The sequence below is a fragment of the Bradyrhizobium sp. URHC0002 genome (assembly GCF_054059515.1).
The window spans coordinates 8,886,821-8,911,129 of sequence record NZ_JBSSCF010000001.1 but is presented as its reverse complement, the minus strand read 5'-3'; the positions used below and the strand labels follow the sequence as shown (position 1 = coordinate 8,911,129).

Annotated in this window: 23 protein-coding genes and 1 pseudogene; 1 reads left to right on the top strand and 23 read right to left on the bottom strand. The window is 64.4% G+C overall.

Translation table 11 applies throughout. From position 1 onward, the window contains the following. Positions 1-204: 204 nt before the first annotated feature. A complete protein-coding gene (locus ACVWVY_RS42965; protein ID WP_456632050.1) occupies positions 205-1,149 on the bottom strand; it encodes a LysR family transcriptional regulator in 945 nt (314 codons plus the stop codon). Between the two features lie 214 nt (positions 1,150-1,363). On the opposite strand from ACVWVY_RS42965, the gene ACVWVY_RS42960 reads away from it, so the two are divergent. After that, positions 1,364-2,341, top strand: coding sequence for a Bug family tripartite tricarboxylate transporter substrate binding protein (locus tag ACVWVY_RS42960; protein ID WP_456632049.1), 978 nt, complete (start codon positions 1,364-1,366; stop codon positions 2,339-2,341). A 90-nt stretch (positions 2,342-2,431) separates the two neighbouring features. On the opposite strand, the gene ACVWVY_RS42955 is transcribed toward ACVWVY_RS42960, so the two are convergent. The 22 genes and pseudogenes from ACVWVY_RS42955 to ACVWVY_RS42850 form a co-directional block, all read right to left on the bottom strand. After that, the gene (locus ACVWVY_RS42955) at positions 2,432-3,622 is read right to left on the bottom strand and encodes an ABC transporter permease (RefSeq protein WP_456632048.1); all 1,191 of its coding nucleotides are present in this window, start codon (positions 3,620-3,622) and stop codon (positions 2,432-2,434) included. A gap of 2 nt (positions 3,623-3,624) precedes the next feature. Then, a complete protein-coding gene (locus tag ACVWVY_RS42950) occupies positions 3,625-4,785 on the bottom strand; it encodes an ABC transporter permease (protein WP_456632047.1) in 1,161 nt (386 codons plus the stop codon). Next, a complete protein-coding gene (locus ACVWVY_RS42945) occupies positions 4,782-5,462 on the bottom strand; it encodes an ABC transporter ATP-binding protein (protein ID WP_456632475.1) in 681 nt (226 codons plus the stop codon). The genes ACVWVY_RS42950 and ACVWVY_RS42945 overlap by 4 nt, the downstream gene beginning before the upstream one ends. 49 nt (positions 5,463-5,511) lie before the next feature. Next, a complete protein-coding gene (locus ACVWVY_RS42940; RefSeq protein ID WP_456632046.1) occupies positions 5,512-6,573 on the bottom strand; it encodes an efflux RND transporter periplasmic adaptor subunit in 1,062 nt (353 codons plus the stop codon). 113 nt (positions 6,574-6,686) lie between these two features. Then, positions 6,687-6,956, bottom strand: a complete 270-nt coding sequence (locus ACVWVY_RS42935; RefSeq protein WP_456632045.1) for a hypothetical protein — start codon at positions 6,954-6,956, stop codon at positions 6,687-6,689. A gap of 66 nt (positions 6,957-7,022) precedes the next feature. Beyond that, positions 7,023-7,454: a hypothetical protein gene (locus tag ACVWVY_RS42930; RefSeq protein WP_456632044.1), complete on the bottom strand. Its 432-nt coding sequence runs from the start codon at positions 7,452-7,454 to the stop codon at positions 7,023-7,025. Beyond that, positions 7,451-8,425, bottom strand: coding sequence for an acyl-CoA desaturase (locus ACVWVY_RS42925; protein WP_456632043.1), 975 nt, complete (start codon positions 8,423-8,425; stop codon positions 7,451-7,453). Before ACVWVY_RS42925 ends, ACVWVY_RS42930 begins: the two co-directional genes overlap by 4 nt. A 191-nt stretch (positions 8,426-8,616) precedes the next feature. Continuing rightward, positions 8,617-9,630 carry a zinc-dependent alcohol dehydrogenase family protein gene (locus ACVWVY_RS42920; RefSeq protein ID WP_456632042.1) on the bottom strand — a complete coding sequence of 338 codons (1,014 nt, stop codon included), beginning with the start codon at positions 9,628-9,630 and terminating at the stop codon, positions 8,617-8,619. A gap of 73 nt (positions 9,631-9,703) precedes the next feature. After that, positions 9,704-10,330 carry an FMN-dependent NADH-azoreductase gene (locus ACVWVY_RS42915; protein ID WP_456632041.1) on the bottom strand — a complete coding sequence of 209 codons (627 nt, stop codon included), beginning with the start codon at positions 10,328-10,330 and terminating at the stop codon, positions 9,704-9,706. A gap of 13 nt (positions 10,331-10,343) precedes the next feature. Continuing rightward, positions 10,344-11,921, bottom strand: coding sequence for an isochorismatase family protein (locus ACVWVY_RS42910; protein WP_456632040.1), 1,578 nt, complete (start codon positions 11,919-11,921; stop codon positions 10,344-10,346). A gap of 22 nt (positions 11,922-11,943) precedes the next feature. Then, the gene (locus ACVWVY_RS42905) at positions 11,944-12,792 is read right to left on the bottom strand and encodes an MBL fold metallo-hydrolase (RefSeq protein ID WP_456632039.1); all 849 of its coding nucleotides are present in this window, start codon (positions 12,790-12,792) and stop codon (positions 11,944-11,946) included. 28 nt (positions 12,793-12,820) lie between these two features. After that, positions 12,821-13,711 (bottom strand): amidohydrolase family protein, encoded by an 891-nt coding sequence (locus ACVWVY_RS42900; protein ID WP_456632038.1) that lies wholly within the window; start codon positions 13,709-13,711, stop codon positions 12,821-12,823. Further along, positions 13,708-14,826, bottom strand: a complete 1,119-nt coding sequence (locus ACVWVY_RS42895; protein WP_456632037.1) for a vWA domain-containing protein — start codon at positions 14,824-14,826, stop codon at positions 13,708-13,710. The genes ACVWVY_RS42900 and ACVWVY_RS42895 overlap by 4 nt, the downstream gene beginning before the upstream one ends. Beyond that, a complete protein-coding gene (locus ACVWVY_RS42890) occupies positions 14,823-15,704 on the bottom strand; it encodes an AAA family ATPase (RefSeq protein WP_456632036.1) in 882 nt (293 codons plus the stop codon). The genes ACVWVY_RS42895 and ACVWVY_RS42890 overlap by 4 nt, the downstream gene beginning before the upstream one ends. 9 nt (positions 15,705-15,713) lie before the next feature. After that, positions 15,714-16,736: a xanthine dehydrogenase family protein molybdopterin-binding subunit gene (locus tag ACVWVY_RS42885; protein WP_247783649.1), complete on the bottom strand. Its 1,023-nt coding sequence runs from the start codon at positions 16,734-16,736 to the stop codon at positions 15,714-15,716. A gap of 2 nt (positions 16,737-16,738) precedes the next feature. Continuing rightward, positions 16,739-18,317, bottom strand: a pseudogene (locus ACVWVY_RS42880) (xanthine dehydrogenase family protein molybdopterin-binding subunit). 11 nt (positions 18,318-18,328) lie between these two features. Beyond that, entirely contained in the window at positions 18,329-18,808 is a 480-nt protein-coding gene (locus ACVWVY_RS42875; RefSeq protein WP_456632035.1) for a (2Fe-2S)-binding protein, read from the bottom strand. A 7-nt stretch (positions 18,809-18,815) separates the two neighbouring features. Next, a complete protein-coding gene (locus tag ACVWVY_RS42870) occupies positions 18,816-19,634 on the bottom strand; it encodes an FAD binding domain-containing protein (protein ID WP_456632034.1) in 819 nt (272 codons plus the stop codon). 16 nt (positions 19,635-19,650) lie between these two features. After that, complete coding sequence (locus ACVWVY_RS42865; RefSeq protein ID WP_456632033.1) at positions 19,651-20,094, bottom strand: SRPBCC family protein; 444 nt, start codon at positions 20,092-20,094, stop codon at positions 19,651-19,653. Position 20,095: 1 nt separating this feature from the next. Further along, positions 20,096-20,533, bottom strand: coding sequence for an SRPBCC family protein (locus tag ACVWVY_RS42860; protein ID WP_456632032.1), 438 nt, complete (start codon positions 20,531-20,533; stop codon positions 20,096-20,098). Positions 20,534-20,542: 9 nt separating this feature from the next. Next, the gene (locus ACVWVY_RS42855) at positions 20,543-23,449 is read right to left on the bottom strand and encodes a flotillin domain-containing protein (RefSeq protein WP_456632031.1); all 2,907 of its coding nucleotides are present in this window, start codon (positions 23,447-23,449) and stop codon (positions 20,543-20,545) included. A 24-nt stretch (positions 23,450-23,473) separates the two neighbouring features. Further along, complete coding sequence (locus ACVWVY_RS42850; RefSeq protein WP_456632030.1) at positions 23,474-24,307, bottom strand: phosphoenolpyruvate hydrolase family protein; 834 nt, start codon at positions 24,305-24,307, stop codon at positions 23,474-23,476. Positions 24,308-24,309: the final 2 nt, after the last annotated feature.

The window sequence follows — 24,309 nt, the reverse complement described above, 5'->3', positions numbered from 1 at the left end:
TGTTTTATATTTTGGGACAGGCTACCGCCGGGTGTCCGGTTTGTCATCAGGACAAATGCAATCGCTGGATGTTTCCTCGCCCGATCACGCGATTTCGCGAATTTCTTCGCGCGAAGCAGCGACTTACGCACGACGCTCTGGGCTCTCTCCACGTCGTCCCTGCGAACGCAGGGACGACATCGAGTATGTCGCGCGTTGGCTTCGTTACACGCGCTTGCGCCGTTCGCTCGTACGGTGGCGCCCTATTCCGCCTGCCGCCCAGTTCGGGCTGAAATCCAGCGTGAAGTCGCGAAAGCTCTCCACGGCGGGCGAGAGCGATGCGCTGTGCGTTACGAACATCGCGATCTTCCATTTGACGGCCGGCTGCAGCAGCGGCAGGAACGTCAGTCCGAAGCCGCGCACCAGCGGCTCGGCCATCGAGGGGCAGATCACGGCGCCTTGTCTCACGCGCAGCATCGATAGCGCCGTATTCACCCGGTGCACCGGCACCAATTCTTTTGGATGATGCCGGGGCGGCACGTTGCTCAACACGTTGATGGCGATGTTGGGCATGTAGTTGAGCAGCGGCCGCTCGCGCAAATCCTTCCAACTGACCGACTTGCCTCTTGCCAGCGGGTCGTCGCTGCGCAGCGCCGCAAAGAGCGGGTCGGCGCAGATCATGTGCACTTCGACCGATTGGTCCGGAACGACGCCGGCCGGCCCGAAGCCGATGTCGGTAGAGCCGTTCTGCAGGCCGGCCAGCACTTCCTGGATCGGCACGTCGTCGAAGCGGACGTCAACGCCGGGATGGCTGTTGTTGTATCCGGCAATCAGTTCCGGCAGCAGCGTGCAGGATAGCGTTTCGGGGGCAGCGACACGCACCAGCCCGCGGCGCAGCTCCTTGAGATTGGTCAGATTGTCGAGCGCCTCGTCCAGGTTTGAGAGCACGCGCCGCGCCATCGGGGCAAAGGTCTCGCCGACCGCAGACGCCGCAACTTTTCGTGTCGTGCGGTCCAGCAGCCGGACGCCGACGCGGGTTTCCAGCTCCTTGATCAGGCCCGAGAGCGCCGCCTGCGACAGGTGCATGGCCCTCGCGGCTTCCGAGAAGCTCGCGGCCTCCAGCACGGCGACATAGGCGCGCAACTGCCGCAGTGTCACGTCCATCGCCATGTCGCGCCTCCCAGCGTCGTTTCGATAATTCATAGGCTACGCTTATCAATTGGTCAAAAAATACACATTGTTCGATAGAAGTCGCCTCTCTATCGTTGGCCTCGATAAGACGAAGGCCCGGCGATCCAGCGATGCGATCGCGCCAAACGCGGCCCGATGAAAACGGGACGGACTAGCCGCCACTCCAGGTGGCTCTTCTTCCCAGGAGGCATTCGTGAAAGTCACACGCCGAACGCTGCTGGGAACTGTCGCTGCCGGCTTCGCCGCAGGTTCTGCCTTCAAGGCGTCCGCCGAGGGCGATTGGCCGTCGCGGATCGTGCGGCTGGTGTCGCCCTACGGGGCGGGCGGTGCAAGCGACATCTCGTTGCGTATTCTGGCCGAGCAGTTCGGACGCAGCCTCAACCAGCAGTTCATCGTCGAGAACAAGGCGGGCGCGGGCACCCGCGTCGCCAACGAGCTGGTCTCGCGTGCAGCGCCGGACGGATACACTTTCCTCTATGCGGCAGCACCTTTTGCGACGGCCGAAGCCTTGTTCGAGAAACTGAACTACAACCGCAGGGATCTGCAGCCGGTGGCGATGGCCATGATGGCGCCATTGTTCCTGGTGGTGAACGCGCAGGCGCCCTTCAAGACCCTTCAGGAAATGATCGACTACGGCAGGTCGAAGCCCGACGGCCTGACCTTTGGCTCGCCGGGCGCAGGCTCGCAGCCCCATCTGGCCGCCGAACTGTTGTTCAGGGATGCCGGCGTCAAGGGCCTCATCGTTCCCTTCCGCGGCGACAACATGGCCTACACGGAACTGCTGGCGAGCCGTCTCGACGCCACGTTGACCGCGCTCAGCACGGCCCTGCCGCATATCCAGAGCGGCCAGTTGCGTGTGCTCGGTGTGGCGTCGGCCGAGCGCAGCCCGATTTATCCCGAGGCTCTTACCTTGGCTGAGCAAGGGCTTTCCAAGGTGATCGCATCCGGCTGGTACGGCTTCATGGCGCCGGCGGCAACACCGCAGCCAATCGTCGATCGCATGCAGGCGGAAATTATTCGCGTGCTTGCCGATCCCGAAGTGAAGCAGAAGCTGCTCGCCCAGGGACTGGAAGCACGCCCCGGGACGGCGGGCGAGTTCGGCAAGTTCATCGACGACGAGACGCGCAAATGGGGCGATGTGATCCGCGCGGCTGGCCTCAAGGGGGAATAAGATTCATAGCGTTTTCGAGCGAAAGCCCGCCCCGGACATGATCCGGGGTGGACGCCGGTTCGCGTCAAGAAAACGCGTCAAAATAAGAATCTAGTGCGCATACAGGCCCTCGACGATCGGCAATCGCGCGGCCCGCAGTGCGGGAAACAACCCGCCGATCAAACCGACGATCAGCGCAAGCGCAACGCCTTCGCCGATCAGCCAGGGACTGAGCTTGAAGTCGAACACCACTTGCGTGAAGTTGCCGCCGAGCGTCGAGGCCGTGACGCCGTCGAAAATCAGATAGGTGGCGGCGGCCCCCAACAGCCCGCCGATGACGGCGAGCAACAGCGATTCGGCCAGCGTCCCGACGAACGCGGGAAAGCCACCGAAGCCGATGGCGCGCAGTGTTGCGATTTCCGTCGCGCGGGATGCGACCGACGAATACATCGTGTTGAGCGCGCCGGCGACCGCGCCCAGCGCCATCGCAATCGCAAGCGGCCAGCCGAGTTTCTGAATCAGATCTGAGGTCTGTGAGGCCTGCTCGGCGAAGTAGGCTGCTTCGGATTTGACATCGAGCTTCAGCCGCGGATCGTTGTCGCTGTAGCTTTTGAGCTCATTCAGTGCGGCCGGCCCGGTGAGGCGCGCGCGCACGGTCTGCACGATGTTGTTGCGGTTGAACAGGCTCTGCACCACGTTGAGATCCGCCCAGATCTCGGATTCGAACACGCTGCCGCCCGCGTCGAACACGCCGACGACGTTCCAGCGCGTGGCGCCGAACGACACCGTAGAGCCGATGTCGAATCCCTCGAACTGCCGCTGCAATGCCTGGCCGACCACCACCTCATTGCTGCCGCGGTTGAACATGCGGCCTCCGGTGATGGTAATGCCCTTGCGCAGCGCGCTGCCCTGTTCGCCGATGCCGCGCAGCGGCAGGTTGGCCTTGGTCTTGGTCGAACGCTTGATGCCGTCGACCACCAGATAGAGCTCCGGCGAAATCAGCGGTTTGCCGTCGCTGCCGCGGGCGATGCCGGGACCGTCCTCGATCAGCCGAACCTGATCGCGGCTCACCGTGCTGTTGATTTCGGCCTGCGAGCCGGCCCGCAGCACGATCGCGATGTCATCGGCGCCTGCGCCTGCGATGGTGCGCTGAAAGCCGTTGGCCATCGCCAGGAAGGCGAGCAGCACGATCACAACAAGCGCGATCGCGATCACCGTCGAGAGCGAGAGCCAGCGCCGCTGCGCAATGCTCTTGAGGTTGATGGCGGTGACCGCCGCGACTTGAAGCCAAAGCGAACGCATGCCTATCCCCGTCCCAGCGCGGTTGCAATTTTGAGCCGCATGGCGTTGAGCGCCGGAATGATCCCCGTGATCAGTCCCAGTGCGATCATTAGCGCCAGCCCCTGCAGAATGATCGTCGGCGATACCGCAAAGGCGGGCGCGATGTTGGTGAGGCTCGCGCGCAGGGCCATGGCGATCAGCGCCGCAATCGCAAGCCCCGGCACGCCGCCGAGCAGGGCCAGCAGCACGGACTCGCCGAGCACCATCGCCAGGATCCGCGGGCCTGAAAATCCGAGCGTCTTCAACACGCCGATCTCGCGGGTGCGCTCGCGGATCGACAACGCCATCGTATTGCCGACGATCATCAGGATGGTGACGAAGGCGGCGCCCACCACCAGAAATACGATCAGCGCGATGTTGCCGAACTGCGCCACGAACGCCTTGCCGAACGCCTTTTCGGTGTCGGTCGAGGTCTCGGCGGTGGAATTGGCGAACATCGCATCGATCGCTTTCGCCACGTGATCGTTGTTGTCGGGCGAGGTGGTCTGCAGGATCATCCAGCCGATGGTGTCCTTGCCGAAGCTGCGGGTCTCGTCGAAATAGGCGTACTGGAACAAGAGGAAGTTGGTGTCGACATGCTCGACCTTGCCCTTGACGATGCCGGCGATGGTGAGGTCCCAGGTGTGTCCGCCGCTCTTCTGGCTGAAGATGTTGCTCTGAATGGGAATGCGATCGCCGACCTTCCAGCCCCATTTCTGCGCCAGCTTTTCGCCGACCACCGCGCTGCCGCGGTCGCGCATGAAGGCCTGAAGCTGCTCAGGCGGAACGTCGAATTCGTTGCGGTAGACGTCGAAATAGGTGGTTGGCTCGATCGCGAGCGACATGACGAAGTTCTTCGGGTCCTGATAATAGCCACCGAACCAGTTGGCGAAGGTCACCTGCCGGACACCCTCGACCGCTTTCACGCGGTTGAAATATGCGATCGGCATCGGCTGGGTGAAGTTGATCTTGTTGACGGTGATCATGCGGTCCGCGGCGGCGCGATCCTCGCCCACGGTGAAGGCGCGATGGAATCCGGCGAGCACGCCGAAGATCATGAAGGCGATCAGGATCGACACGATCATCAGGCTGGCGCGCAATTTGCGGCGGAACAGGTTTTTCCGGACCAGGTCGAAGTCGTTCACGCGGCAAGCTCCCGTTCGACGAAACGGCCCTTGTCGAGATGCAGGACACGCTTGGCGTAGTTTGCCGCGGCAGGATCGTGCGTCACCATCACGATGGTCTTGCCGAGTTCGCCATTGAGCAGCTGCAGGATCGAAAGGATCTCGTCGGCGGATTGCCGGTCGAGATCGCCGGTCGGTTCGTCGCACAGCAGCAAGTTCGGATCCGAGACGATGGCGCGCGCAATCGCCACGCGCTGCTGCTGGCCACCCGACATTTCGCGCGGACGGTGCTTGGTGCGGTCGGCGAGGCCAACCACGGAAAGCGCGGTATGAACGCGCTCGGCGCGCTCCTTGCGGTTCAACTTGGTGAGCAGCAGCGGCAGTTCGACGTTCTGCGCCGCGGTCAGCATCGGCATCAGATTATAGAACTGGAAGATGAAGCCGATATTGGCGGCGCGCCAGGCGGCGAGTTCGCCCTCGGAGAGACCATCGATGCGCTGGTCCGCAACCGCAATCTCGCCGGCGTCGGCGCGGTCGATGCCGCCGAGCAGGTTGAGCAGCGTGGTCTTGCCCGAACCGGACGGCCCCATGACCGCGATGAAATCGCCGCGGGGTATAGCCAGATCGAGATGATCGAAGATCGAGATCGTTTCCTTGCCCTTGGTGAAACGCTTAGCTACGCCGGTAAGGCGAACCATCGGTTGTTCGGCTGTCACGCTTGTCTCCTTTTGGGATTCCGGCTGGAGGCTAGTTCGCGGCGGTGGTCTCGGCGGTGCCCTTTGCCTTGGCGTCAGCCAGGAAGTTCACCTTCACCGCCATGTCGGGCAGGATGCGCGGGTCCTTCTTTTCGAAGCGGATGCGCACCTTGACCGTGGCCTTCTCGCGGTTCGCGGTCGGCACGATCGCGATAACAGAGGCGGGAATGGTCCAGTCCGGATAGGCATCCAGCATCGCATTGACGGCGCCGCCGGGCACGACGCGGCCGATGAAGGCTTCGTTGACGTCGACTTCGATCTCGATGGAATCCATGTCGACGATGGTGCAGATGCCGGTGCGGGTGTAGCCGCCGACCGACATCGGTGAAATCATCTCGCCGGGCTGTGCGCTGCGGTCGACGACGACGCCGGCAAACGGCGCCCGTATCTGATGTTTGTCGAGCATCGAGGCGCTGCGCTTGGCGTCGATCTTGGCAGTCTCGAATTGCGACTGGGCCTGACGCAATTGCGCGCTGAGCACACCGACCCGGGCCTGCGCCTTGGTCAGGTCGGCTTCGGTCGCGAAATTCTTCTGCGAGAGCGTTTGTACCCGCGACATGATCCGGGTCGCGTCTTCCAGATCGGCGGTGATCGCGGCGACCGCGGCATCGGCCGTTTCGACGCGCGAACGGGCCAGCTCGTAGTCCCTTTCGGCAAGCACGCTGTCGAGCCGCGCGACGACCTGACCCTCGGTCACCGTCATGCCTTCGTCGATGAAGACCTCGACCACCTTGCCGGTGATCTCGGCCGCAACGGTCGCCTTGCGGCGCGCCACCACATAGCCGGAGGCCGCCAGATTGCCGGCCGTCTTGTTATTCGTGGCAGGCTGCTGAGGGGTCTGTGGCTGCGCGGGGGACTGTTGTGCGATCTGCGATGCGGTCTCCTTGGGCGGGTCCGGCCTGCGGAGCTCGTAAGCGCCAAAGGCGGCGAATGCGACGACGCAGGCGACAATCGCAGCCGAGATCGGCAGCCAGCGGCTACCCGATCGCTCCGCCTTGTTGGCGCTGCGATCGATGGTCAGCGATCTCAGCAATTTGCTCTTGTCTTCGGTCATCGTTCATTCCATCCGGCTACTTCCGCGCGGGCGGCATCATTTCTCGCGCTGGCGGTCTCGCTCACAGCCGGTTCACATGTCTCGCCATAGAAGGGGCAGGCCTCAAGCTTTCGTCAGGCGGCGACCCCTAGCCGGTTGTAATCCCGTTGAGCTCTCGCGAGCGCCGGGCGGCGCCCGATTTTCGACGAGGCGAATAGCGGGAATTTAAAGCTTAATGGCGGCGGAAGCAATTGCTGGAACCAGCAAGAGTTGCATGTGACCAGATGCTGCCATTTTTGGATGCCGCGGTTCATCCAATCGCAATCGAGGCCTTCCGACGCGGTACCGGCGGCGCGGCTCGGGTTTTGTCCGGCAATGGCGATCCAGGCGACCGCGCGCAGCACTGATCGAATTTACCGTGGGCTGCCGTAACGCGTGCACGATTCGCTATCAGGATGGTGCGCGTTCGATCATGGGGTTTCTGCAGGAGGCGTCACGACTTTCGCTCGCAACGCTGCGAGCGGCTTGTCGAGGTCGAGTTCGGAGCCATAGAGACTTGTCGAGGTGAGACCCTTTTTGAACGCCAGCGTGGTTCGCCGTGGGGCCCATATGAAACCCATCAGCGCCAGGGGCAGGCAGAACAGCGTCGCAGCCCAATGGCGGTAGCGTCCGGCGGCAAATTCCCAGGCCGCCATCTGCATCTCTCCCGTCATCGTGCAGGGATAGCCGGTGAGAATGTGGTGAAGGTCGTGCCGCGTGACGGCGTCTCGCCGCCACTTCCAGTTTGGAAATTCAATCGACGCCGGGCCTATCCTGCAAATCCATGTCGCAGCGCGTGCCGGGTCAGCCTCGATGCCATTCGCCGCATAATAAGCGGCGAGGGCCTCGGCAGCCGTGGTCACGATCGGATTCCAGAAATTTCCGCCTGGCCGGGCGCGCAGATTGAAAGCGAGCGGGCGTGTACCGGGCTTATTCCAGGGCGCGGCGGCAGCTCCGCGGGCACCTGAACATTCCACGCCAAGCCAAGGGCGCGCAGCAGCCTCACGAACTCCCAGCCGAGATCGATCTGGCCGGGATAGAGACCGTGCCGCGCGGAGCCCGGAAAGGCGTGGTGGTTATTGTGCCAGCTCTCTCCCATCGTCGGAATGGCCATCAACGACACGTTATGGGCTTGCACCACCGCGCCGTCGACGGTCCAGTCCTGCTCTCCCTGCGTGTGCGCGAAATGGGATATTCCCCAATGCATCGTCGTGCAGGCAGCGACGCGTACAAAGACGCCCCACACCACAAACGGCCACCCGCCCAGCCAATACAAAACGAGAGCGATCGGAATCTGCTGCAACATCCAGGTGCGATCGAGGAACCGATAGAAGGGATCGTCGCCAATTCCCGGGCCGGGATCGAAACCGGGGGGGCGCTTCAGAACCAGGCGGCCATGGAGATAGAGCAGGCCATCCAGCCAGAAGCCTGCCCGGTGCGCGAGGAATGGATGACAATCGGCCTGGCGCTGTGCCCAATCCCGGCTGTCGTGCACGCGAATGGTCCACAACGGCCCACCCATGCCGACCGCCGTACCGAGCCAGACCAGCGTCCGCTCCAGCCATTTGGGACACTCGAAGCTGCGGTGGATGAGGCGCCGGTGGAAGCCGACGGAGTGACCGGCGCAAAGCGTGACACCGGCCGTGATCAGAAAGACCGCCAAGGCGCTCCACGAAAATGTAAGTGGACCGAGGACGATGGCCCCAAGCAGCATTGCGCCATTCCACAAGGAGCGCGGCGCATCCCAAACAACCGTGCCCTCGACAGGCGACGCCGTGTCCAGATTGGTTAGAGAATTGACTTTGTAAAAATCGTGCTGCTCCTCGCCGATCATTTCAGTCTTTCCTGATACCAAGAAAAATTGGTGTGACGACTTCGCCGATCAACTAGCCTAATGGGGAAGCATGAACTAAACGTGAAAATGAACAACGTTTGGTTGCATGACTGATTCGCCCCTCATTTGTGCCATTTACTGAGGCAGCGCGCCGTCTTCACGGGCCCTTCGGATTGGACGCTGATCGCACTTCAGTCGATCTCGATCGCCACCTTCCCGAAATGCGCGCCGCTCTCCATGTGTGCAAACGCGTCCCTGGCCTGATCGAAACGGAACGTTCTGTCGATCACCGGCCTCATGCGGCTTGCCGCGATGGCATCCGCCATCGCCTTGAGATCCTCGACCGATCCGACGGTGACACCCTGCAGCCGTTGCTGCTGCATGACCATCAATGGCAATCGCGAGTCGGACGGCGGCGGACCCGCGAGCACGCCGATAAAGGCGATCGTGCCGCCGATCCTGGTCGCCCTGATCGATTCGTTCAGCGTGCCGACCCCGCCGACCTCGACGACCAGGTCGACGCCGTGGCCGCTCCACTCGCGGGCCTTCTTTCCCCAGTCGGGTGTCGCCTTGTAGTTCAATGTGAAGTCGGCGCCGAGCGTCTTCAGACGTTCGATTTTCGCGTCGCTGGATGAAGTGGCGATGACGCGCGCGCCGCACATCTTGGCGAACTGAATGGCGAACAGGGATACCCCGCCGGTGCCTTGTGTCAGTACGGTCTGTCCGGGCTTCACGCCGCCGAGTTTTATCACCGCGCTCCATGCCGTGACCCCGGCGCAGGGTAACGCAGCGGCTTCGACGTCGCTGAGGTGCTCCGGCGTTCTGACCAGCGCGTGCTTCGGAAAGATCCGATACTCGCTAAGCACGCCGTCCACCGAGCCGCCGAGGGCTCTGCGCATCTTTGCTTCGCTGGGTTCGCCGCCGAGCCAGCTTTCGAAGAAGCTGCCGATGACGCGGTCGCCGGCTGCGAATTCCCGCACATCGTGGCCGACCCGCTCGACCACGCCGGCACCGTCGGACACCGGCACGAGCGGAAATTTCTGACGCGAGCCATAGCCACCCTTTACGGTGAGAAGGTCGCGATAGTTCAGCGTTGCCGCCTTGAGCTGAACCAGCACCTCGTCCGCACCGGGCTCCGGCACGGGCTTGTCGACGAGGGCAAGTCCATCGATTCCGTTCGGTCCCTGCAGCTCGTAGCACTTCAACTGAGTCCTCCTTCGGCGCAGCCGGATAAGCGCGATATTGCCGCAAATGTTCCGGTTCCGCCAAGCCCGTGGATCAGAATCGCGCGGCCATCTCGGCCAGCCGCCGATGCGCACCTTCGCGTGCTGACCGGATCGGCTCCGCCGGCCCGGTGGTCGGTCCGATCGGCACGAAACGCACGTCGCTGACGCCGATGAAGCGGAGCGCCTCGCGCAGATAGGGTGTCGCCATGTCGATGCGGCCGCGGTTCATGCCGGTGATGAAATCGCTGCCGCTCGCCAGGATGACGACCGTCGGCCGGTCCTTGAATAGCGGCAGGTAGCCTTGCGCCGGATCGAACCGGAACGCCAGCCCAGGCTGCGTGATGACGTCGATCCATTGTTTCAGCTTGTAGGGAATGCCAAAATTCCACATCGGCGTCGAAATCAGCACGCGGTCGGCGAGCGCGAAGCGGAGAGCGATGCGCTCTGTGACTGCAAACGCATCGCGCTGCGAATCCGTGAAGGCTCGCCCGCCGATGCGGGCATATTTGGCCTCCAGTACATAACCCTCGAACTCCGGCATGTGATCCCGCCACAGGTTCATCACGTCGATGTCCCAGTCCGGCCGTGCCTGGCGGAAGCGGTCAACAAAGACCTTCGCGCCGGCGGAGGATTCCGAGTCCGCGCGCGGCGAGCAGCTCAGGTGAAAGAGTTTGGGCATGGCCGCACTCTGTTCATCCCAATCCCCTGATGACCGCATCGGCATTGGTCACCACGGCCACGTTCTGCATCGCAAAGTTGATGGAGGCGTTGTGCCAGTCCGCGTTCATGGTCGAGCAGCAGTCTTCAGGCACGATCATGAAGTAGCCCTTGTCGGCGCCGGTGCGGGCGGTGTGCTCGATCGACATGTTGGTCCAGGCGCCGGTGTTGATGATCATGTCACGGCCGGTTGCCTTGAGGATGGTTTCCAACTTCGTGCCTTCCCAGGCGCTCATCCGCATTTTCTCGACGACGAAATCGCCGGCGCGCGGCTCCAGCCCGGGAACGGGCGCAGCACCCCAGCTTCCGCGCACCATGGCGCCGCTGTCGACCAGCCCTTCGAACAGCGGTGCATTGAGCGTAACGCCGGGCGCGCCCTGTTCGACGACGAACCAGACATGGATGATGACGACGCCGCGCGCCCGGGCTGCCTCGGCGAGCCGGCGGACATTGTCGATCACGCGTTGCTGGCGCGCATGGGCGGGAGCGCCGGAGTCAGAAAACGCGCCGCCGTCCATGATCACGTCGTTCTGCAGATCCTGAATGATCATCGCGCAGCGCCGGGGATCGAACTGCATGTCGCCGCCCGCCAATTGAGGTGCGGCAGGCGGGGCGGAGGTCCTATCGGGGCCCGTCGAAGCCCGGCTGCTCATATAGGGTTCGTGGCGCGGTCCCGCCTTGACCGGCAGCGCATAGACCGAATGTGTCGCGGTCAGATAGAGCGTGCGAAAATCAGGCCCACCCCAGGTGAGGTTGGCAACGAGTTCGGGCGCGCGAACCTTGCCGAGCAATTCACCGGCGGGCGAATAGACCCAGACGCCGCCGGGCGCCGTGACCCAGATGTTGCCGCGATGGTCGCACTTCATGCCGTCGGGCAGGCCGGGTTCGAGCTCGGAACGGATGCCGCTGGCGAAGACGCGCGCATTGGCGAGCGAACCGTCGGCCTCGACGTCGAAGGCGCGGACCAGCGCCTGCGTGGTGTCGTTGACATAAAGCAGGCGCTCGTCGGGCGAGAAGCAGAGGCCGTTGGGCTGGTCGAACAGGTGACGGTCGACGACGAGCTTTGGCGGGCCGCCGCCGGGTGGAACGCGGTAAACGCCCTGGAAGCCGAGCTGGCGTGGCCGCTCGACGCCGTAGACCGGCATGCGGCCATACCAGGGATCGCTGAAATAGATCGCGCCGCTCGAATGCACGCAGACATCGTTCGGACTGTTGAGTTCCTGATTTTCGAAATGCGAGGCAATCACCTCGCGCCTTCCGTCGGGCCGCTCGCGGATCAAGGACGAGGTGGCATGCTCGCAGACAATGAGATTGAGCTCGGCGTCATAGGTCATGCCGTTGCATTTGTTCGAAGGACGCTTGGTCTCGACAACGCCACGCTTGGCATCCCATCTCCGGCGCACATCGCCGGGCATATCCGAGAACAGCAGATAGTGATGGACCGGATGCCAGATCGGCCCCTCCGTGAAATCAAAACCGGTGCCTACCTGGCCGACCGGCGCGTAAGGATCGATCAGGGTTTCGAATTCCGGGCGCAGCGTGACATGCGTCATCGGTCTGTCCTTTTCTCGGCGCTCAGGCCGGGAACCAGTTGCGCTGGGGCAGGCTCTGGACCACGGGGCCAGGCACCTGATCGTGCAGCCGGCCGACCACCACGCCGCCCTCGATCTTGGCCGGGCGGTCGTGGACCGGGAGCAGATAGCGTGAACTGCTCAGGAGTTTTTTGATCGCCGCCTTTTCCGCGCGTTTGCTGGTGCCGTGATTGCCGGTGGTGCGCGGCTCGGCGTCGTGGATCTCGTGGAAGGGGGTGACGATCTGGTCGTTGAAGTCATAGATCACGTCGCCACAGATGGTGGCGATGCCGTCAGCCGTATGAACATGGATGTTCATCGAGCCTTCGGTGTGGGCGTTGGCGGCATCGCAATAGACGCCGGGCATCAGTTCGATCGGGCCGGTCAGTTCGAGATCGAGGAAGCGCAGCGCGCTCTTGGTGTGCAGGCGGTCGATCAGGTGCTTGATGTCGGGCGCCGGATATTGCGGGTGCATCAATCCGGAGACGGAATATTCCAGCTCCTTGCGGTTGAGCACGACCGTCGTGTTCATCGGAAACAGATCGTCCTTGCCGGCATGGTCGATGTGCAGATGGGTGTGGCAGACATAGCGGACGTCGCCCATGCGCACGCCGTGGCGCGCGAGCTGGTTCTCGATCATGTTCTCGTGGAACTGCAGCCCACGCATGCCCAGCGTTTCCATGATCTGGTTGGAGCGGTAGCCGGTGTCGACCACGACCGGATAAGGACCGCCGGTGATCAGAAAGCCGAGCGTCAGGACACGGCGGGTCCGGCCGCAATCGCGGCCGAGCACGAGAAAGCTCGACTCCAGTTCGATATCGCCATAGTCCAAAATCTTGATTTCAAGCGGCATGTCTCTCTCCCCGAATTCTCTTGTTCGTTTATGTTTCCAGCCGATAAACACGCACGGCTGTTGCTCTCAGAATGGCATCGCGCTGATCCGCGCGAAGGTGTGCGGTCGCGGCGAGATAGGCGTCCACCAGTTCACGATAGCTGGTCCAAAGTTTTTCGATCGGAAAATTGGAGCCGAACAGGCAGCGGTCGGCGCCAAAGATCGTCACCGTGTCGGTGAGCACATCGAATACATGCGCCGGATCGTTGCGGTGGATGAAGGTGCCGAGGCCGGAAAGTTTTGAGACGACATTGGGGCAGGCCGCGAGCCGGGTCATGCCGGCACGCCAGGCGGAGCGCCCTTCTGGCGCGAGGTCTTCCAGCATACCGGCGTGCTGCAGGATGAAGGTCACATCAGGACAGGATTCGGCGAGCCCGACGGCGTCAACCATCTGCGGCGCGAACACCTGGAGGTCGAAGCTGAAGCCGTACTCGGCGAGCCGCGCGACGTTACGCTGGATCTTCGGGTCGGCGCAGAGGTCCGGCCGCGCCGCAAAGCGATAGAGCGGATTTTCATGCCAGTGCAATTGCATGCGCACGCCACGCACCAAGGGATAGCGCGCCAGACGATCGAGTTGCGGACGGACATCGTCGACATTGAAATCGGCATAGGAGACGATGGCGTGCGGCCAGCCGTGGTCCTTGGCGGTCTGCTGCACCCAGGCGGTTTCGTCCTCGAAGCGGTCGTTGGCCCAATTGGTCTGCACATAGACCGACCGCGTTACTCCGGAGCCGGCGAGATCATCGAGATATTCCTGGATCGGATAATCACGCCGGATCGGCTCGTAGGGGCCGAAGATGCGCGGCTGCATCGGTCCAACAAGCCAGGGCAAGTCGGCCTGACGCCAGATGTGGTGATGGGCATCGACGAGTTCGGTCACGCGGCCTTCCTTTGTGCGAGCGAGAGCACATGCGAGACGATCGCGGCGGTTGTTCCGCCGTCGACCAGATCATCCACGAAACGGCGGATCGCGATCAGCGCTTCGGTCTGTGGCTGGAAGCCGGGACCGGCGGCGAGCGGCGTCAGCCAGCTCACGCGCCAGGCGCGTCTCGATAATTTCAGGGTCGCGTCACGCAACGCGGAAGAATCGCCGCGTTCCAGCCCGTCGGAGACGACGACGACGGCGGCGCCGCGGGCGTAGCTGCCGAATCTCGGCACCGCCAGAAACGCCTGCAGCGCATCGCCGATGCGGGTGCCGCCGTCCCAGTCGCTGACCAGATGGGCGGCGGCGGACAGCGCCTGTTCGCGGCGCTTGAGACGGAGTGCGCGGGTGACACGGGTGAGACGCGTGCCGAACGTGAAGACCTCGACATTGGGCGCTGCGTGCGACAGCGCATGCGCGAGCTTCATGTTGTCTTCGGTGCGTCCCTTCATCGAACCGGAGACGTCGATCAGCAACAAAACCTTGCGCGGCCGGGCGCGTCGCTTCAGCCGTCCGAGCCGCAGCACCTCGCCGTCGTTGCGAACGCTTTCGCGCAAGGTGCGGCGCAGATCGGCCCACGGGCCGCGTCGTGCGCGCATGCGGCGATGGCCGCGCCGCCGCGGCAGTCGGGCCGGGGCCTCGCGCGACAGTCTGCGCAAGGCATCGCCGGTCGCGCTCACTGCGAAGCGGCGTTCGACCAGCGCCTCGGCGCGGGCAGCCGCAAGTCCGGACTCGTTGGCTTCGTCGGCCAGCAGCGTTTCGTCCTCGCCGCGGCCTTCCTCCTGCAGGCGAACGACTTCCTCGTCCTCCGCGCCCGCATGGTCGATCGCTTCGCTGCCGAGGAAATGGATGTCGAACAGCCGGTCGTAGGTCGCGCGCCGCTCGGGCGGCGGGGCGAGCGTCGCCAGCCCCGCGAGGCGGATGGCATCCATGCTGCGCGGTCCCAATAGCTCGATCGCCGCGAGATACGCCGTTGTCTGTTCCGGCGCCACGGCGAAACCATTGATGCGCATGAGCGCGACAAAGGACACGAAGACACGGGCCGCGTGTGGTAGCTGAAGTTCGTCGCTCACGCGGCAGCCTCCGCGAGCAGGGCGTCGAGCCGGCCGGAGATGAAGGTGAGGTCTTCCTCGTCCTTCAGCGCGACGCCGATCGAGCGTTTGAAGGCATCGGGCCAGCGGGCGCCGCGCTCGTGCAGCAGCGTGGCCGCTTCGGCCCAGTCCACCGCCTCTGCAATGCCCGGCGCCTTGCTCAGCGGTTCGCGCCGCAGCCTGCCGACGGCGGCGACAACGGCGCGTGCGGTTGCTTCGGCGACGCTCGATGCTCGCATCATCACAATGCGCGCCTCGCGCTCGGCGGTGGGATAATCGATCCAGTGATAGACGCAGCGGCGGCGCAGCGCCTCGTGCAGGTCGCGGGTGCGGTTCGAGGTCAGCACGACGACGGGACGCTCCGCCGCGCGGACCGTTCCGCGCTCGGGAATCGAAATCTGGAAGTCCGAAAGGAATTCGAGCAGGAACGCCTCGAACTCCTGGTCGGCACGGTCGATTTCATCGATCAGCAGCACGGTTGAATCAGGCGCGCGAAGGGACGCCAGCATCGGCCGCTCGATCAGAAAAGTCTCGCCATAGATGTCGATGCTTTCCTCACCGGCCTGCCGGATCGCGAGCATCTGGCGCGGATAGTTCCACTCGTAGAGGGCGGCCGATGCATCGATGCCCTCATAGCATTGCAGGCGGATCAGGCGGCGGCCGAGCACGGCGGCGATGGCTTTTGCGGCTTCGGTCTTGCCGACACCGGGCGAGCCTTCGAGCAACAACGGCTTGCCGAGCGCCAGCCCAAGATAGGCCGCCGTCGCGAGGCCGTCGTCCGCGAGGTAATACGCCGTCCGCAACGCCCGTTCGAGCGCCTCGGGGCTGTCGATGCCGACGATGTTGCCGCGAACCGCCATGCTGCTGCCTCAGCGCCTCGCCTGTGGCCGTGCGCCGCCCTGGGCCTTGATCGCCCGCAGGACTTTTTCCGGCGTGATCGGCAATTCATCCATCCGCACACCGACGGCGTTGAAGATCGCGTTGGCAACCGCGGGCAGCACCGGATTGGCGCACATCTCCCCGGGGCCCTTGGCGCCGAACGGTCCGTCGGCCGCGGGGCGTTCCAGCACGGCGATATCATGCGGGCAGATGTCACCGGGGCCGGGCATCAGATATTCGACGAAGTCGCGCGGGCCGTGCGCCGGATCGGGATAATAAGGCTCGGGCGTTTCAAACAGCGCGTGGCTGATACCCATCCACGCCCCGCCGACGAGCTGCTGCTCGACGAGGCGCGGATTGAGCGCGCGGCCCAGTTCATACGCGCTGTCCATGCGCACCATCGCGACCTCGCCGGTTTCGTCGTCGACCTCGACCTCGGCGACCAGGCAGGCGTGCGCGTAGCAGGTGGCCGGCGACATCTCGCCGGTCTCGGGATTGACCTCCGACAGCGGCACCAGAAAGATGCCGCGCCCCGAGATCGTCTTGCCTTGCTTGAACTGCGCGGCAATGGCGACGTCCTTGGTCGAGATCGAGCGGTGCGGCGCGCCCTTGACGTGGATATTGCCGCGGCCATCCGTATCGAGATCGGCGGCGTTGACCTCCAGTTCCTCGGCGGCCGCTTCCATCATGACGCCGCGCGCCTCCTTGGCCGCCGCCATCACGGCGTTGCCGACGCGATGCGTGCCGCGCGAGGCGAACGAGCCCATGCAGTGCGGCCCGGTGTCGGAATCCGCGGTATCGACATAGACGTCTTCCACGGGCACGCCGAGCGTCTCCGCGCAGATCTGCCGCGTCACTGACTTCATGCCCTGGCCGAGATCGATCGATGACAGCGACACCGTGAACTTGCCGCTGGGATTGGAGTGAACCAGCGCCTGGCTGGGGTCGCCGCCAAGGTTCATGCCGATGGGATAGTTGATCGACGCGATGCCGCGTCCGCGATGTCTTGCCATGGTCAACGCCTCCTGGTGCCGAAGACGGAGGAGAAACGGGCAGCGCCATGCGACGGCGCTGATGGCCGCGGGGGAGGGGGCGTCGGCGCGGGCGGCGGTGGCTGGATCGTTGCTGGCGGCGCACGGTCGTAGGCGGTTCGCTGCTGCGAAGCGGCGACGCGCTGCGGAGCCGGCTCGCGCGGCGTCGGCGATATGGTCGCCCGGGTGCCGCCGCCATCCGTGCGCGACGACATGCGCTTGACCTCTTCGCGAAGCGGCCACTTGGCCTTTTCGGCGGCGACCTGGACGCATTCGATCAACGCGGTGTTTTTCGCCTCGCGCCGGTGTGCCTTCATGTCGCCATCGCGATAGGCGTTGAGGATGCGAAATTCCATCGGGTCGATGCCGACCAGATGCGCGAGCTTGTCCATCTGGCATTCGAGCGCAAAGTCCATCGCCGTGACGCCGAAGCCGCGCATGGCGGTCGCCGGAGTCCGGTTGGTGAACACGCAATAGATGTCGCCATGGACGTTGGGAATCGTATAGGGGCCGGGCAGGTGGGCCGCACATTTGACAACGGCGTAGCTGGAAAGCCGGGTATAGGCGCCGCTGTCGAAATAGGCGCGGATCTTGCGTGCGACGATACGGCCGTCGCGCATCACACCGTCCTTGATGTAGATGCGCTCGGCGCCGCGCGGCGAGCCGAATTGCATTTCCTCCTCACGGCCGAGCTGATAGCGCACCGGGCGCCCGGTCAGCATCGCGCCGAGAATGGCGAGCGGTTCGGTGAGCGTGTCGACCTTGCCGCCAAAACCGCCGCCGACGGTGCCGCCGCATGAAGTGGAAGGTGTTGGAGGGAACGTCGAGGATTTTGGCGCAGGTATCGAGCGAGAAGAACAAGGCCTGCGTCGAGGTGTAGACGACATAGCGGCCGTTGGTGTCGGGGGCTGCGATCGAACCGTTGGTTTCGGTCGGCGCGTGCTCGATCGGCGACATCTGATAGCGTTGTTCGAGAACGTGATCCGCTTCGGCGAAGCCGCGCTCGACGTCGCCGAACCGCAGCTTCTGGTGATCGTAGACGTCGTGATAGATGAAGGTGTTTTTGGGGTAGGTCTCGTTGACGACGGGCGCGCCCGATTTCAGCGCTTCCTCGACGTCGAACACTGCGGGCAGTGGTTCATAATCGACGCGCACTTTCGCGAGCGCCTCATATGCTTCCCGCGGACTGTCGGCGACGATGGCGACAATCGGCTCGCCCTTGTACCGCACTTTGTCGACCGCCAGAGACGGCTCGTCGTCCTTGCCGAAGTTGATCAGGCTGAGCAGCGTGTTGAGATTGACCGGCACGTCGGCGCCGCGAACGATGCGGCGAACGCCCGGCGCGCGTTCCGCTTCCGTCGTATCGATCCGGCGCAGGCGCGCATGGGCGTGCGGGCTGCGTAGTACCTTGAGATGGAGCATGCCCTGCAGCTTATGGTCGTCGAAATAGGTCGAGGTGCCCGTGACATGGCCGAGCATGTCCTGGCGCTGCGTGCCCTTTCCGATCTCTTTCAAATTATCGTCGCGCTCGTCGGCGAAGATGTCCTTGCGCAATTCCAGCATGGTCGTTTCCTTCAGGCGCGGGCGCGGCCGCCCGTGGCGGCGGCGAGGACGGCATTGATGATCGGCTCGTAGCCGGTGCAGCGGCAGATATTGCCCGAGATCGCCTCGACGACTTCGGCGCGGGTCGGCGTGGGATTGCGATCGAGCAGCGCCTTCGCCGCCATCAGCATGCCCGGGGTGCAGTAGCCGCACTGCGCCGCGAATTGCTCCATGAAGGCGCGCTGCAGCGGATGCAGGTTCGGCCCGTCCTTCATTCCGTCGAGCGTTTCGATCGAGCGGCCGTTTGCGGTTTCCGCCAGCGTCAGGCAGGAGAGATGCAGTTCGCCGTCGATCAGCACGCTGCAGGCGCCGCAACCACCCTGGCCGCAACCAAATTTCGGCGTCATGTCGCCGATCGATTCACGCAGCGCGACCAGCAGATTGACGCCGCCGTCGACGAACAGCGCGACGTCGCGGCCGTTGTGACGAAACTGGAGGGCGGTCTTGGTCATGACTTGCTTACTCCTGGCCGGACAGCAGGCGGCGAAGATGAACGCCGACGATCTCGCGGCGATACCAGGCGCTGCCAAGGGCGTTGTCGGCGGGCGATATGCCCTCCGTTGCGGCTGCTGCGGCGGCGCTGATCGCCGCATCGTCGAGCGAGCGTCCTTCCAGGGCGCGCTCGGCGGCCCTTGCGCGTATCTGCGTCGCCGCCATCGAGCCGAGCGCGATGCGCGCACCGGATATGCGACCTCCGCCCGCCGGAAGGTGCGCCGCCAGCGTGATCACCGAGCCGCCCTTCGGCTTGATGCGGGCGATCTTGCGATAGCGGAAGGCGTCGGCGCTCGCAGGCCGCTGACAGGAGACGGCAAGCACCAGCGCGCCGCTCTGACGTTCGCGGGATTGCAGGAATTCCTCGATCGGCATGTCGCGGGCGCCGAGCCCGCCCTGCACGGAGACGGTCGCGTCGAGGGCCAACAGCGCGACGGTGAAATCGCCATAGGGGCTGGGCGCGAACAAATTGCCGCCGACCGTGCCCATGTTGCGCACCGCCGGTCCGCCGATCGAACGGGCGGGGGCGTGCAGAAAGGCGAGATCACGTTCGGCCAGGATCCTGGCGAAGGTCACGCCAGCGCCGATCGTGACGCGTGCGCTCGCCACGTCGATGCGGGAGAGCGCCTGATCGGTCGCACGCACGACGGTCGAGATCGAGATGTCGCCCTCGTTGAGGGCGCGCATGACCAGCGTGCCGCCGCCGAGATAGCGCGCGCCGCGATCGGACGACAGCGCCGACGCGGCCTCGCCAAAACTCGCGAACGTCTTCACCGTGACGGGCATGGCTTCGCCTCCGCTTTCATGCGGCCTCCTTCAGGTGCCGGCGAATGGAATCGAAGCCGGCTTGATAGATCTGTTCCGCGACCATCTGCGTCAGCCGCTCGGCATCTGCAGGTCGCGTGTTGAACCGGGATTCCCAATGCCAGAAGGTGCGGTCGCCATCGGTGACCGGCAACAGGCGGACATGGGCGACATAGTTGAACATCGGGATCGGCGTATCGAGCAGGCAATAGCTGAAGGTCTGTTCGAGGTCCGACAGCGCCAGCAGCTGCTCGCGCAGCTCCGAGCCGTCCTGCAGCTTGAAGCGTCTGATACAGCCGATCTTGTCGGAGGCCTGCGCGCGCTCGATGGCGCTGGTCGCCACCGCCGGGTGCCAGCGGTCGTGGCCGTTGAAATCGCGCAGCACATTCCAGACCGCGCCAGTCGGCGCGTCGAGGATGGTGCTTTTGACGATGTGCGGCACGCTAGCCTCCGAAGGCGCGCTTGAGCGCGTCAAAACCGCCCTGAAACACGCCGGTTCCGATATTGCTGACGAGCTCGTTCTCGCGCTCGGGCGCACAGTCGAACTCGGCGGTCCATTCGAGAAAGGTCTGGTCGCCGTCGGTCACCGGCGTCAGCCGCAGGGTCGCGACGTAGTTCTCGACCCCCATCGGCGACTCCAGGATCGAGTAGGTGCAGAGCATGTCGTAGTCGGAGAGCCCGAGCAGCTTTTCCCGGATGCGATCGCCGTTGCGCAGGCGAAAATCCCGCACGCATCCGATCTTGTCGGCGGGCTCGCCGCCCTCGATGCGGCTTTCCGCAATCGCAGGATGCCAGTTCGGCATGCCGTTGAAGTCGCGCACGCGCGCCCAGACGCGGTCGTTGCGGGCGTTGACGACGGTGGAGACGTAGACCCGGGCCATGGCGTGCTCTTAACCTTTCTTGCGCGGGCCACGCTCGGGGGCGGGCTCGCCGGGGGCGGCAGGCGGCGCATCGGGCTTGCCTTCAGGCTTGCCCTGGCCGCCCTTGCGGGCTTCTGCTTCCTTGATGCCCTGCATGTCGCGCGCTTCGCGGATCAGGCCGGGCATCCTGGCAAGGCTGCCGCCCTCGACGCCGATATCGGCGAGGATCGAGTCGATCAGCGGCGCCTGCACCCGGTAACGAAGCGCCGAGTCGATCACCTCGTCGGTGGCGCTGCGGCCGCCATTGTTGCCGCCGCCACTGCCGTTGAGCCCGTCGACCTGAAGGATGCGGATGCCCTCGATCTTCTCCATCGGCTTGACGCTCTCGCGCACGATGCCCTCGATGCGGTCGAGCAGCTTGCGGCGGAACAGCGAGTAGCGTGCCTGGTCGGTGAGCACGTTCTCGGCTTCGTTGAGCAGCCGCTGTGCCTCGGCTTCGACGGCGGCGCGGACGCGCTCGGCGTCGGCCGCGATCTTCGTCTCTTCGGCCCGCTTCTCCGCCAGCAGCACCTCGATGGTCTTCTGGCGCTTGGCGATTTCGCTGTCGCGGGCGGTGACGACGCGCTCGGCCGCCTCGGTCGCCCCCACGCGCGCATCCTCGGCCGCCACCTTGGCGGCGGATTCTTCAAGCGACTTCTGATAGAGGGCGATCGCCTTGTCCATCAGCGCCGTCTCGACGTCCCTCTCGCGATTGACTTCCAGCTTGCGCAGATCGCGCTCGCGGCCGACGCGCGCTTCGTCGAGGCCGCGATCGGAGGCGATCCGGGCCCGCTCGACTTCCTCGCGGGAGGCGATCTCGGCTTCCTGCAGCGCCTGGACGCGAGCGACTTCGAGCTGCTCGATCGCGCGGCGGCGGGCGAGCCGTACGGTCTCGAGCGCCTGTTCGCGGGAGACATCTGACGTCTCGACTTCCTTGCGGGCGTTGATCTCGGCCTGCTTGACCTGGCGGTCGGCGTCGATGCGTTCGGACCGCTTGGCGGCGAGCGCGATGACGCGCTCTTCGTCGGCGATCTCGACCGCCTTCTTCTGGTCGATGTTGAGCACTTCGCGGGTCTTGGACGAGGCGATGCGCTCGGCCTCGAGCGCGAGGTCGACCTCGACACGCCGCCGTTCGATCGCATCGCGCCGCTTGAGTTCGGCAGCCTCGATCGATTCGGTGCGGTCGATCTCGAGCCCCCGGGTTTCCTTCTCGGCCCGGATACGCTGGGCAGCGATCACCTTCTCCTGGGAAATGCGCGCGGCCTCGATGGCTTCGCGCGAGGCGATATCGGCTTCCTCAATGGCGCGGTTGCGCGCGATTTCGAGCGAGCGAACGCGCTCTTCCTGGGCAATACGTGAGGCTTCCGTTGCCTCGCGCGCGGCGATCCCTGCGACTTCGAGCGCCTGGTTGCGATCGATTTCCAGCTTGCGCGTGGAGTGCTCGGCGCCGATCCGCTCCGCTGCCAGCATCCGCTCTCGCGCGATCCGTGCGGCTTCCACCGCCTTCTGCGCCTCGATCTCGGCTTCCTGAATGGCGCGAACCTGTGCAATCTCCAGCGACCGGGTGCGCTCGTCGGAGGCGATCCGTTCGAGGTTGACGATCGTGGTCTGGGCGATGCGGGCCTTTTCGGTCGCCTCGCGCGCCGCGATCTCGGCTTCCTCGACGCTGCGGGTGCGCTCGATCTCGCGCCTGCGGGTTTCTTCCTCGTTGGCGATCCGCGCATCAGTGATGACGCGATCCTGCTGGATACGCGCCTTCTCGACCGATTCGCGGGCCGTGATCTCGGCTTCCTCGATCGTCCGGGTGCGCTCGATGTCGCGCTGCCGTACTTCTCGCTCCGAGGCGATGCGGGCGGTGTCAACCGCGCGCTGATTGGCGATCTTGGCCTTTTCGATTTCCTCGCGGGCGAGCAGTTCCTTTTCTTCCACCGCGCGGGTGCGCTCGATCTCGCGGTGCCGTGTCTCGCGTTCGGAGGAGATACGGGCTTCGGCGATCGCCTGCTCGTTGGCGATGCGGGCCTTCTCGATGGTTTCGCGGGCGGAAATCTGCGCCTGCTCGGCCTCGGTCTCGCGAAGTGCTCGCTCGCGCGCCACTTCAGTGCGCTGCAGCGCCCGGCGCATCTCGATGTCACGTTCCTGTTCGAGCCGGGCGGTCTCGCTCTCGCGCTCGATCTCCAGCGCCTGGCGCTCGGCATCGAGGTTGCGGGTGCGGATCTTGATCATCGAATCCTGTTCGATGTCGTTGCGCAGCTTGCGCTTGGCCTCGATGTCCTCCATCAGGCGGGTCAGGCCCTCGGCATCGAACCGGTTCGACGGATTGAAATATTCCAGGTCGGTCTGATCGAGATCGGTGATGGCGACCGACTCCAGCTCAAGCCCGTTCTGGGCGAGCGCCTCGGCGGCGGCGGCCTTGAGCCGCATGACGTACTCGCCGCGCTGCTCGTGCATCTGCTCCATGGTCATTTCGGCGGCCACCGAACGGATGGCGGACACGAATTTGCCGGAGAGCAGGGCGTGCAATTGCTCGGGTTCGAGCGTGCGCCGTCCGAGCGTCGCGGCGGCAATGGCGACCGCCTCGCGGGTTGGCTGCACGCGGACGTAAAAATCGGCCTCGATGTCGATCCGCATGCGGTCGCGGGTGATGACAGCGTCATGCTTGGCCCGCACGATGCCCATCGGCAGCACGTTCATGTTGACGGGCGTAAAGTCGTGGATGAACGGCAGCACGAACGCGCCGCCATTGATCACGACACGTTCGCCGAGCAGACCGGTTCGCACAAAGGATACTTCCTTCGACGAACGGTGGTAAAGCCAGTTCACGATGTAGACGACGATGGCGATCACGACGATCGCGATGATCAGCCAGAGAATCAATTCGCCAACCAGAGTCCCCGACATCTTTTCCTCCCTTTGCTCCCGGCGCTATCGCGCGCCGATCGCCTTGAATTTACGAACTTGTTCCGTCAGCGCCCGCTCCACCGGCAGCCGCTCCATCGAGGAGGCGCCGTAGAAGCCGTGGCACTTGCGCGTGTGTTTCATGATGAAGTCGGCATCTTCAGGCTCGGCGATCGGGCCGCCATGGGCCAGCACCAGAATGTCCGAATTGACGCTGAGTGCGGCTGCCGCCCAGGTGTCGATCTGTTCCGGGCAGTCTTCGAGTTTCAGCGCGGTGTGCGCCCCGATCGCGCCACCGGTGGTCAGGCCGAGATGGCAGACGATGATGTCGGCGCCTGCGATCGCCATCGCCGCGGCTTCGCTCTCGCTAAATACATAGGGCGTCGTCAGCATGTCCTTGTCACGCGCCCGGGCGATCATGTCGATCTCCAGCGCATACGACATTCCGGTTTCCTCGAGATTGGCGCGGAAGACTCCGTCGATCAGCCCGACGGTCGGAAAGTTCTGCACCCCGGCAAAGCCGAGCGCCTTCAACTGGTCCAGGAAAAGGTCCATGTCGCGGAACGGGTCGGTGCCGTTGACGCCGGCCAGCACCGGCGTCCTCGTGACGACCGGGAGCACTTCGCCGGCCATTTCCACAACGATCGCGTTGGCGTCGCCATAAGGCATCATGCCGGCAAGCGAGCCGCGCCCGGCCATGCGATAGCGGCCGGAATTATAGATGACGATCAAATCGACCCCGCCGGCTTCCTCACATTTGGCCGATAGACCAGTGCCGGCGCCGCCGCCGACGATCGGCTCGCCCCTGGCGGCCATGGTGCGAAACTTCTTCAGGATGGCTGAACGTTCGAACTTCGCCATGG